Origin of the sequence: Lederbergia panacisoli (assembly GCF_024626525.1) — a bacterium.
Lineage (GTDB): Bacteria > Bacillota > Bacilli > Bacillales > Bacillaceae_C > Lederbergia > Lederbergia panacisoli.
On sequence record NZ_JANJGU010000004.1, the window covers coordinates 66745 to 78553 of the forward strand.

The 11809-nt window shown below is 38.1% G+C and carries 7 protein-coding genes; 6 read left to right on the forward strand and 1 reads right to left on the reverse strand.

The genetic code is table 11. From position 1 onward, the window contains the following. Positions 1 to 251: 251 nt before the first annotated feature. Positions 252 to 2297, reverse strand: a complete 2046-nt coding sequence (locus tag NQ185_RS07640; protein WP_257581048.1) for an alpha-amylase family glycosyl hydrolase — start codon at positions 2295 to 2297, stop codon at positions 252 to 254. 211 nt (positions 2298 to 2508) lie between these two features. On the opposite strand from NQ185_RS07640, the gene NQ185_RS07645 reads away from it, so the two are divergent. The 6 genes from NQ185_RS07645 (at position 2509) to NQ185_RS07670 (ending at position 11806) form a co-directional block, all read left to right on the forward strand. Next, positions 2509 to 3522 (forward strand): LacI family DNA-binding transcriptional regulator, encoded by a 1014-nt coding sequence (locus NQ185_RS07645; protein ID WP_257581049.1) that lies wholly within the window; start codon positions 2509 to 2511, stop codon positions 3520 to 3522. Positions 3523 to 3739: 217 nt separating this feature from the next. Then, positions 3740 to 4840 carry a Gfo/Idh/MocA family protein gene (locus NQ185_RS07650; RefSeq protein ID WP_257581050.1) on the forward strand — a complete coding sequence of 367 codons (1101 nt, stop codon included), beginning with the start codon at positions 3740 to 3742 and terminating at the stop codon, positions 4838 to 4840. Between the two features lie 24 nt (positions 4841 to 4864). Next, positions 4865 to 5803, forward strand: a complete 939-nt coding sequence (locus tag NQ185_RS07655) for an MDR/zinc-dependent alcohol dehydrogenase-like family protein (protein WP_257581051.1) — start codon at positions 4865 to 4867, stop codon at positions 5801 to 5803. 423 nt (positions 5804 to 6226) lie between these two features. Further along, positions 6227 to 7570: an ABC transporter substrate-binding protein gene (locus NQ185_RS07660; RefSeq protein ID WP_257581052.1), complete on the forward strand. Its 1344-nt coding sequence runs from the start codon at positions 6227 to 6229 to the stop codon at positions 7568 to 7570. Positions 7571 to 7894: 324 nt separating this feature from the next. After that, on the forward strand, positions 7895 to 10813 hold the full coding sequence (locus NQ185_RS07665) for an extracellular solute-binding protein (protein ID WP_257581053.1): 2919 nt from the start codon (positions 7895 to 7897) through the stop codon (positions 10811 to 10813). 45 nt (positions 10814 to 10858) lie between these two features. After that, positions 10859 to 11806, forward strand: a complete 948-nt coding sequence (locus tag NQ185_RS07670; RefSeq protein WP_257581054.1) for a carbohydrate ABC transporter permease — start codon at positions 10859 to 10861, stop codon at positions 11804 to 11806. Positions 11807 to 11809 lie beyond the last annotated feature (3 nt).

Below are 11809 nucleotides of genomic sequence, written 5' to 3' on the forward strand. Positions count from 1 at the left end.
CAAGAGGTTACTCGATTAAGAACAAAACATAGTATTTAAAAAGAAATGAGTTTTATCTCAAAAGTCCAAGAGAACCTCATTTTGATGCATTATTTGTACCGTTTATATTAATAAGGTTATTGTATTCCTAATAAAGAAACTCGCCAATTCCTATGGCGAGCTTTACTTTTTTTACCAATAACGAAGCAAATACGACTATCATATGCGGCATCTGTTTTATTTTAAGAACTTATTAGACAGGCTCTTTGATTCTACAATTCTATTATTGCATAACCGTAACCGTCTAATATAATTTGATTTCCAGCAGCCTGCTCTTGCCCGAATAACGTTTCCTTCAGGTTAAAATCTACAGTATATTGTTCTTCGTTAGGTGAGAGATTAACAACGACAAGGCGTTTAACATCACCTTTCGTTCGAACAAATGCGATAATCGGCGTATCTGTAAACAAATATTCTACATTAAACGTATTTCCAAGATACTTTTTCCGAGCTGCAAACAGCTCGGTAAAGAAATCGCGTAGGACCGGACCTTCCTTTTTATAAATTGCCGCGTCTTCGTCCCCTTGATATATCATAGGGATACCATCAATTGTTGACATCAATACCCATAGTGCTTTCGCTTTCTCCACCCCATAAATGACGGTAGGACGGGCTTTTTGCCAAACCCATGTAACGGAGTCGTGGTTCCCTAGAAAACGTAATTTAAGATAGTTTTCAGGTGTCGTTAACATCTGGTGGTTTAGCCATCTTGTCAGACGACTAGCGTATTCGTGTGCCGGTAAATCAGAGTCTTCCAATTCGAACAACACACGATATAGTGGCATATCGTAAAAAATATCTGTATATGGAGCATATACCGGTACTGGGTTAAAGTTTTCGGGAGTAATGATCGGTTTTTTGTTTTTATTCAATATACCTTCCCGAATTGCCTTTGAAATACTTACACCTGCCCCTAGGCTTGAACTGCTTGGACGATTCCCTTCCACTGGATTCCAATTGGAAAGACCACCCATTGCACAATCAATCCGTGCACCATCGATATTAAAGCGTTCAACATGCTCTTCTACCAATTCAGTCGTATATTTTTGATATTCCGGATTTGCCATATCAAATGATAGGCAGTTCCATTCAATTTTTGGCGTTCCGTCTCTCCAAACAGAAGCCCATTCCCGATGTATGATACCAAGCGGATCATCAAGCTCTGGCCCGTGCGGAACATAGTCAAAAAGTAAAGTCATGTCAAGATTATGCAGCTTTTCGCTAAAATACTCTACATCTGCATCTGTCCCGTATCGTGTGTCAATAATTTTTTGGTCCGTTGGATGGTACACTCCTCTATCGAGATGTTCAAAGATAGGTAAAACCCAGACGTGGTCTATGCCCATCTTTTTAAGACTCTCCATCTCTTCCGCGTACTCTCTCATCGTCTTTTGATCTTGGAACCCTGAATCCATCGTCCCGTGTGGGTGGCAAGAATATAACACTCCTTCAGTATGTCCGTCTGTGGGAGGATTCCATCCTTTTTGCTCATAAAGCTTGCGGATGGGCTTAAATGAATCACTTTGACCAATCGGCTGAATATACAGCTTTCCACAGTATAAAGTCTCATCCTCATCAATATAGCTTTCGAGACAAGCGATATTTATATAATGGGTGTTAGCGATTTCATCTTTATATACACCACAACTCCATTTTTCTTCCTCGTTTATAAATAAGATGTTCACATTCCCTTGATCGGATATTGTTCTAATTATAGGATTAACAAGTCCTGCAACGATAGGTTCGTAAGGTTTCAGCTGCGAAACATGGAATTCGTTATGAGGGACATTCCCAGGAAATTCAAACATTACTTCCCTTGATTTGGTTGACTCACTAAGCATAAAAGCCAGACCGTTGATTAATCTGCGATCGGAACGCGTATTTTTAACCGTAGTTCCAATTTCTAATGTATCTTCGTTTACATGGTACATGACGGTTATGAGCAAATCATCGATTTTATAGTTCATATGTAATTCGTTTAAATGAGTGCTGTATCCGCAAAATTCCCACTCCTCACTAGGTGTTTGGATCGGGTCAATAGGTGGCATCTCCCATGTATGTAAAGGATCTAACGAATGGTACGCAAGCCGTCCTAGTTTATATTCTTCGTCACAGCCAATATTAAGAAGAAATCCTTCTGTTTTCCATACCATCGTTTTGCTTGCGATACTTTGTAATTGTCCTGTCTGAAGATCAAAACTACACTGAAGACCGCCATCTGCTAAAGTTAGAATATTGTTTTCATTGGTTACTGTCATTAATACCCCACACTTTCAGTAATTATCAATATTTATAATCTATAAAGCTAGCAAATTAAAACAGTTACACCTCCTGAAAAATAAAAAGTTTCTTAATTATGCAATATTTTCATTTTTCGTATTGAAATATCATATTTATTATGATAACTTGATTATACATCGGGTGTAAACGTTTACAACTATTTTTTTACATAATGACAAGGTGATAATGATGACGATAACTATAAAAGATGTTGCGAAAGATGCTGGTGTATCGATTGCAACAGTCTCTAGAGTGTTAAATGGAAAAGATAAAGTCAAGCCATCAACAAAGATAAAAGTTGAGCAGTCTATAAAAAAATTAAATTATTTTCCCGATTTAACTGCCCAAACAATGATTTCCAAAAAAACAAAGACAATCGGATTAATCATCCCATCCTTGCATGAATATTGGGCGACTCTTGCTGAAAATATACAAGAGCAGCTTTGGGAATATGGTTATACGGTAATGTTTTGTGTGAGTGGTTTACCAGAATCGGAAAAGGTGCTTACGTATATCAATTCATTCATAAAGAGAAAGGTAGACGGAATAATATACTGCGGTCCCGGTTCAGAACATGAGTCTGTCATTTTAGAGTTATTACATGGCAAAATTCCGATTGTAGTGTTAGACAGGAGTCTTCCCAATGTAAACTCCGTCTATGGTGACCATTTAGAAGGTGGAAAGATTGGAGCTGAGCACTTAATAAAGCTTGGTCATAAAGATATTGCTTATGTTGGCGGGCCATTCACATCTCCAGAAAGAGAATTAGGATTCAGAAACGGTATGACGTTACATGGATTGAGTGTAGATGAATCACTCATGAAAAGAGGGGAATTTACGTTTGAATGCGGTTTTAAAGCGGCGAATGAATTATTGGATGATCATTCTAAATTTACCGCAGTTTGTTGTGGAAATGATTTAATTGCCTTCGGTGTGATCGATGCATTAAGAAAAAGAGGAAAAAGGGTTCCGGAAGATATTGCTATAGTCGGCTATGATGATATAAAGATGGCATCCTTAATAAAGCCTGAATTGACGACAGTACGGCAACCATTGGAGAAGATAGCCATTGGGCTAATTGATTTATTGTTAGAAACAATAGATATTCACGACACTAAACAAACAAAAAACCTTGTCTTTTCAATGGAGCTTGTTATAAGAGAGAGCTGTGGAGCCAGCCATATGATAAAGGTTTTAAAATAAGGATATCTTTGATGATTCATTTTAAGGGGGTGATGCTCTGTCTATGAAAGAGATATCAACAAGAAAGGGAGGAGAAATAAAGAGAAGTCTTCCTAGTGGTGAAGGTTGCCGCCTTTATATCATCCACTAAGAAGCACTCCATATTAAATTATAGTCAAAAGAATAACAATAAACAACAAACTATACTAGATGGAAACTGCGGAAGCGAGGATGAAAAATGACAAAATTAAAAGTTGGTGTAATTGGCTTGGGGGAAGTAGCTCAAACCGTTCACCTACCAATACTACAACAGCTATCAAGTAAATATGAAATCAGTGCTTTATGCGACATCTCAGTAAAATTATTAGAAAAATTAGGCGAGCAATTTCGAGTAGCAAATCTCTACACAGATGCAGTGGAACTTACGAAGCAAGAAGACCTTGATGTGGTGTTTGTCTTAAATAGTGATGAATATCATACTGATTGTGTCGTAGCCGCTGCAGAAAATAAGAAACATATTTTAGTAGAAAAGCCTATGTGTTTAACTATGGCGGATGCAGACAAAATCATTGAAGCAAGGGATAAAAATGGCGTTCAAGTAATGGTGGGGTATATGAGACGTTTTGCTCCAGCGTTTATTGAAGGCGTCGAAGAAGTTAAAAAGATGGACAAGATTAAATACGCAAAAGTAAGAGATATTATTGGACCCAATATTAAGATGATTGAGCAAGCTCATAATGTCCATCGCTTTAATGATATCCCGCAATCGGCAATGGAGGATCGCTGGCAAAGAGCTGCAACAATGGTACAGGAAGCAATTGGCGATGCGCCAGATGACATCAAAAGCGCTTACAGGTTGCTATGTGGCTTAAGTAGTCATGATTTATCGGCTATGAGGGAATTGATTGGTTTCCCTAAACAAGTAGTATCAGCTGTTCAATGGAATGGCGGTGGATATATAAATGCAATCTTCGAACATGATGGTTTTTATACTGCGTTTGAAACGGGTGTAGATCAACAAAGAAGATTCGATGCACATTTAGAAGTGTTTTCTGATACGAAGCAAGTAAAAATCCAATACAATACTCCTTATATTCGTCAATTGCCAACCACTCTATCCATAATGGAAACAGTAGGGGAAGCGTTTGAAGAGAGGGAGTTGCGTCCAACATTTAAGGATGCTTATGTAGCAGAATTAGAATATTTCTATGATGTTGTAACTCAGGGGAAAACACCTAAAACGACTCCGGAAGATTTCAAGGAGGATTTAAAGTTATTTAATATGATCGTAGAGAAAATGCTCGAAACTCATAATCTAGTTAAACAAGAATCTCTTTAATCATCTAGATAAAAGGAGAATGACATGAAAGCTTTTGCACTAGCCTCTCCCGGGCAATTCAAAATGTTTGAAACGGATATACCTTTGCCCGGCGACAATGATATTCAAGTGAAAGTAAAGGTATGTGGAGTATGTTCTTCAGAAGTGGCTGTTTGGAAAGATCTGAATCCATCTGAACCGCTATTCCTAGGACATGAAGTAAGTGGAGAGGTATCTGAAGTCGGTAAAAATGTAAAGCGCTTTAAAAAAGGTGACCGCGTTTCTGTATTGGCCGAAAAAGGCTTTGCTGAATACGTATGCGTAAATGAAGAACATGCTGTTCCACTTTCGGATGAAACACCATATGAATTAGGGTTAGGTGAACCGTTGGCATGTGCCATGAACGCCACCAAAAGAACGAATGTAGAGATTGGAGATACTGTTGCCATTATTGGCTTGGGCTTTATGGGGCAACTCATATTACAGGGTGTAAAGCTTAAAGGTGCATCGACAATTATTGCTATCGATACACGTGAGGAAGCCCTTGAGATGGCAAAAGAACTTGGCGCTGCATCGGTTATAAATGCTAAAGAGGATGTTCATAAAAAAATAATGGAAATGACGAACGATAACGGTGTTGATGTCGTTATAGAGGCTACTGGAACCCAACCAGCATTGGACTTGGCAACGGATATCGTAAAAATTCGCGGCAGCCTCATTATATATGGATATCATCAAGGTCCACCAAGAACGATTAACATGCAACAATGGAATTGGAAAGGGTTGGATGTTGTCAATGCGCATGAACGGGATCCTAAAGTGTATATGCAAGGTATGAAGCTTGGGATAAAACTGCTTGAAGAGGGGCTCATAAAAATGGCGCCGCTCGTTACCCATACATTTTCATTAGAAGAGGTAAATAAAGCGTTTGAATCCTCTGTATTAAAACCTGAGGGATTTTTTAAAGCTGTTATTAAACGATAAGTATCTTTTAAAGTAAAACAAATGAGATTAGTAGAGAAGTCTAATATTGCGAAAGGTAAACTTTTAAAATAGAAACTAGCTTTTTGACATATTAACTAGCTATTTTCCATTTACTAAGTAAAACTTTTTAACTATTATTACTTTAAATTTACATTATAAGCTGTAGGCATTTATTAAGTAATTTAGACTAAGAAAGGATAATTAATGTAATTGGAGATGTTTTAAAAGAATACCAATTGATTGTAAGGGCTTTCACATTCAGCGCAGTTCATCCCTTATACTAATAGTTAGTTAACCCTGAAAAGAACGCAAGCATGTAAACTATTATTATAATATTTAAAATTCTTTAGGGCGATATTTCGTTTAGGGGGATGGGATTATTAGACCACTACTTTTCCTAAAAACAAATTTGGGAGGGTCAAGATGAAGAAATTTAAACTTTCTTTTCTTATAATGGCGATGTTTGTCTTGCTTCTCGCTGCATGTAGCGGTGGGAAAGAATCAGCTGGTACTGAAGATAAGGAACCAGTAAAAGAAAGTGAATCACCACAGGAAGAAGTAGTGGAAGAAGCGCCGCCGGAAGAAACATATGATCTAGGTGGCCGTGTCATAAAAATCGTTGATCACTATGATCGTTGGCCGCTAGAAGGTAATGAATTTGGTGATATAAGACAGGGGTTGCTTGAAGCAGCTGAAGAGAAATACAACGTCAAAATTGAATATGTTGTGATTCCTTATGAAGAGAAAGTAAACCAACTGACAACAACAATTTTAGCGGGTGAGCCTTTTGCGGACATTATTGGTCTAAGCAACATGCAAGCAGGACCACTTATGCAGCAAGATATGTTGTATGCATTGGATGATATCATCGATTTGTCTGAATCAAGAATGACTGAACCGATGAAAGCAATCGGCAAATTCTCTGATAAAAACTACATGATGAAATTCCAAGTGAATGAAAGTGGCGGAATGTACTATAACAAAACAATGTTTGAAGAAGCCGGATTGGCTGATCCTTACGAATTGCAAAAGAACGGCGAATGGACTTGGGATGCCATGCTTGATGCAGCTAAGAAGCTGACAAAAGACGGTGTATACGGATTAAGCGCAGACCCAAGTATCATTTCTGAGTACTCTATCTTTTCAAATGATGCACAATTTCTTGACACGAATACGGGTGAAATCGTTCTTGATTCACCAAATTCCATTGAAGCTTTAGAATTCGTTGTTTCACTTTATAACGAACATAAAGTAATCAAGCCTAATGAAGGAAATGACTGGGAAGATCCTCGCAGGTATTTTACTGAGGGATTGGTAGGAATGACGCAAGGATGGATTTGGGAAGCTTATGACCGTGTGGAAGCTCCATTTGAATGGGGATATGTCATGTGGCCAAAGGGACCTAAAGCATCAAATAACATAGTACCTTTATCAGACGTTTCTGGTGACTTCATTCCGAAGGGTGTTAAAGATCCGGAAATCGTTTATAAAATCTGGGAAGATTTACAGATTTGGGATGGTTGGGAAGATGATGTAATTGACTGGTTTGAAAGCGTACTTCCGAGTGAAGAAGCAATCGATACAGCAGTAACAATGCTAGATAATATTAAACCTAACTATTGGAAAGTTTATAATCTCGAAGATGCGTTTTATGAAACATTCACTAATATCGCTACTGGAGTAGAATCTCCAACACAAGCGATTGCAAAAGTCAAAGATGAAGCCGAAGCTCGCGTTGCTGAGTTTTTAGGCAAAGAAAAAGAATAGCACTTAAATAAACTATTAAGTTAATTGAAAAAGGAAATTCCCGTCTATTGTGATATACATAACGGGAATTTCTTAAGAAATATCAGAAAAGCGGAAGCGACTTGCTCATCGACGTACAAACTTCAGATCCTAAGACTTGCGATAACGGAAACACGATGAGTCTGATGGGACGAGTCTGGCTTCCTTATCGTAGGGGAAAGGAAAAGAAGTTTGCTAGTCGATAGTCACTGAAGCTAGACGTCGAAGGATATGTTTAGAAATATTACTTTTTTATAAAGTTATACTTTCTTAAATTGTTAAAAAACAAGGCAGGAGGTGGTTTTAATGTTCAATCATCAAGCCCGAAAATTCATTACCCTTTTAACCGTGTTTACCTTGTTTTATTCCGGACTATTTCTACCTTCCTATAATCAGAAAACCTATGCCGAATCTGAATCGGCAGAACCTGAATCAGACGAAAGTTTTATCCGTAAAGATTTATATTCAAAATACATAAATGAATATAAGGATGCACCAAAACCTCAATCTGAAATCCTTATTGAGGGAGAAGATTTTACTTCCTCTCACGAAATGAACCCAGAAATCCTAACAAGTTTTGAAGGAATAGATGGAAAGGCTGTTAAAACAGAAGAAACAGGTTCGATTACTTGGGAATTTGATGTTGCAGATGAGGGATTATACAACGTCCAGCTAAAGTATTTTCCGATTGAAGGAAAAAGTTCTTCTGCCGAAAGAGAATTTCTCATTAATGGGGAACTGCCTTTCCAAGGAGCTGGAACTTTAACATTTTCACGATCTTGGAAAAATGAGTTGCCGCAAATTGAAAGGGATAATCGCGGAAATGATTTGCGCCCAAGACAGGTTGAAGATCCAATCTGGATGGTACTAGACCTGCAAGATAGCGAAGGCTATTATACTGAACCATATTCGTTTTATTTTAAAAAAGGCAAAAATACGATTACATTTGTTTCTTCAAGAGAACCAATGGTCATTGACTATATTAAATTGTATCAGGTGAAGTACATCCCAACCTACGAAGAAGTAAAAGCTGAATATGAAAAAAATGGCTATCAAGAAACAGATGACATTCAATTAAGGCTACAAGGTGAGGATGCGACTTTAAAATCGGCACCTACCTTATATGCCATCAATGATCGTACAAGCCCTTCAACGGAGCCATATGATATATCAAAAATTCGAATGAATACGATCGGTGGATATAACTGGAGGTGGCCGGGCCAGTGGATTACTTGGAATGTTGAAGTTCCTGAAGATGGATTATATAAACTTGGAATTAAATATAAGCAAAATATGCTGAGAGGTCTTTTTTCTGCTCGTAAGCTTCTCATAAATGACGAAGTTCCATTTAAAGAAATGGAGAACATCCCTTTTTATTATCATAATAGCTGGGAAATGGAAGTTCTTGGGGGGAAAGATCCATATTTATTTTACTTACCTAAAGGTACACATGAAATAAAGCTTGAAGTTACCCTCGGGGATGTTGCTCCACTCCTGCGTACAGTGGAAGAAAGCGTACTTGAGTTGAACTATATTTATAGAAAGATTCTAATGGTTACCGGTGAAATGCCGGATCCGTACAGAGATTATCAGCTAGAAAAGCACATCCCTGAAATGGTGGAGATATTCAGTCGCCAAAGTAAGATTCTTTATGAGGTTTCAGATGAACTGGCAAGAGTGACTGGAGAAACAAGTGATCAAACAGCCATTCTTAATACAATGGCTTATCAGCTTGAAGACTTTGTGAAACGTCCGGAAACCATTCAAAGGCGTCTCGATACGTATAAAATCAATGTCGGTGGACTTGGTACCTGGATTTTAACAGTGAGGGAACAACCTTTGGAAATTGATTATTTTGTACTAGCATCACCTAAAGAAAAGATGCCAAAGGCCAATTCTACAATAATTAGCAGGGCTATTCATGAAGTTGGCAGCTTCTTCTACTCCTTCATAGAGGACTACAATAGCATTGGAAATGTAACGGAAGAGGGAGAAGACGACAATACGATTACTGTTTGGATCGGGACAGGGCGTGACCAGGCACAGGTTTTAAAATCTATGATTGATGATACGTTTACACCAGTAAACGGTATAAATGTAAATTTGAAGCTCGTGCAAATGCATGTTCTTTTACCGGCAACTTTAGCGGGTCAAGGACCAGATGTTGCGATGCAAGTTGGAAATGAAATCCCAGTTAACTATGCTATGCGGAATGCTGTTGCCGATTTAACCCAATTTGCTGATTTCAATGATATTACTACACGATTTAGAGAAAGCGGAATTCTGCCTTACCGATTTAATGGAGGAGTGTATGCGCTTCCTGAGCAACAAATATTTAATATGCTGTTTTACCGTAAAGATATTTTTGAGGAGTTAGGCTTAGATGTACCCGAGACTTGGGAGGATTTATATAAGGTGATACCAGTATTGCAGAAAAACCATATGGAGGTTGCCTTACCTCTAATTCAAGACCCTCAATTTCCAGGAGAGGTACAGAATCTTATCCCGAACCAAACCTTTACGGCGATGCTGTATCAGAAAGACGGGGATCTTTACAAAAATAATGATACTGTAAGTGGTCTAGATTCTGAAATTTCAATGGAGGCTTTTAAAGAATGGTCCAGGTTATATACAAATTATAAGTTGCCTTTGAAATTTGACTTTCCTAACCGTTTTAGAACAGGTGAAATGCCAATCGGTATAGCTGATTATACTTTCTATAATCATCTTTCAGTTTCTGCACCAGAAATTAGGGGGTTATGGGAATTTGTAACAGTTCCTGGAACTGCTCAGGAAGATGGTACGATTCGTAGAGAGGTTAGTAGTATGGGAACATCCGCAATTATAATGGAACAATCAAAAAATAAGGATGCCTCCTGGGAATTCTTAAAATGGTGGACAAGTAAGGATGTTCAAGTGCGATTTGGTAGAGAGATGGAAGGGTTAATGGGTGCAGCAGCTCGTTATCCAACTGCAAATATTGAGGCTTTAAAAGAACTGCCATGGCCAGTTAAGGATTATGAACAGTTAGATCAGCAATGGGAATGGGTTAGAGGTGTGCCAGAGGTTCCTGGAGGATATTTTACAGGACGACATCTGGATAATGCTTTCAGGGAAGTGGTCAATAATGGCACAAATCCTTATGAAGCATTGAATGATTACATCATTTATATCAATGATGAAATTCGTGTAAAGAGAAAAGAGTTTAACCTACCGCTGGAATAGGAGGGGGACACCATTTTACAAGAAACAAAGCAATCAGAATCTGTTATGGCAAGTCCCATTGCAGGTATAGAAAAGCAGCCTTTGAAAAAGCCGACACTTTTTCAAAGGTTCAAACGGAATATAGCTTTGCATAAACATTCGTATATCTTGATGGCACCTTATTTTACATTGTTCATTTTATTTACTGTTCTTCCAGTTCTTATTTCGATTGGAATTAGCTTTACGTATTTTAATATGCTGGAATTACCTCGTTGGGTTGGTTGGGACAATTATGCAAGATTATTCCTAGAAGATGATGTGTTTTTAATTTCATTAAAAAATACAATTTTATTCGCAGCAATTACCGGCCCAGTAAGTTATATAGCTTGTTTTGTATTTGCGTGGCTTATCAATGAATTTCCGGCGAAAGTCAGGGCGTTTATGACATTAATTTTTTTCGCGCCTTCTATATCGGGAAATATTTACTTCATTTGGTTAATTATATTTTCGGGAGATACATATGGATACGCAAACGGATTTTTGATGAAAATTGGCTTAATATATGAGCCGGTTCAATGGCTTCAAGATCCGAAATACGTGCTTGCCATCGTTATGCTCGTTCAGCTTTGGCTTAGCCTAGGTACAAGCTTTCTTGCCTTTATAGCCGGATTGCAAACAATTGATAAAACATTGTATGAGGCTGGAGCAATAGACGGAATTCGAAACAGATGGCAAGAGCTTTGGTATATTACACTGCCATCGATGAAGCCGCAATTACTATTTGGGGCGGTTATTCAAATCACAACTTCGTTTGCGGTGGCAGACGTTTCAATGGCTCTCGCCGGATTTCCGAGTGTTCAATATGCGGCGCATACAATCGTTACACATTTAATTGATTATGGAACGATTCGATTTGAAATGGGCTATGCATCATCTATTGCCACTATTCTATTCATCATCATGATGACAACAAACTTAGTAACGCAAAAGTTACTGCGGAAGGTGGGTGAATAACAG

Bases quoted from the DNA above. Each gene is read 5' to 3' on its own strand.
- NQ185_RS07670 (WP_257581054.1), top strand. From the start codon at position 10,859: ATGGCAAGTCCCATTGCAGGTATAGAAAAGCAGCCTTTGAAAAAGCCG.
- NQ185_RS07645 (WP_257581049.1), top strand. From the start codon at position 2,509: ATGACGATAACTATAAAAGATGTTGCGAAAGATGCTGGTGTATCGATT.
- NQ185_RS07650 (WP_257581050.1), top strand. From the start codon at position 3,740: ATGACAAAATTAAAAGTTGGTGTAATTGGCTTGGGGGAAGTAGCTCAA.
- NQ185_RS07655 (WP_257581051.1), top strand. From the start codon at position 4,865: ATGAAAGCTTTTGCACTAGCCTCTCCCGGGCAATTCAAAATGTTTGAA.
- NQ185_RS07665 (WP_257581053.1), top strand. From the start codon at position 7,895: ATGTTCAATCATCAAGCCCGAAAATTCATTACCCTTTTAACCGTGTTT.
- NQ185_RS07640 (WP_257581048.1), bottom strand. From the start codon at position 2,297: ATGACAGTAACCAATGAAAACAATATTCTAACTTTAGCAGATGGCGGT.
- NQ185_RS07660 (WP_257581052.1), top strand. From the start codon at position 6,227: ATGAAGAAATTTAAACTTTCTTTTCTTATAATGGCGATGTTTGTCTTG.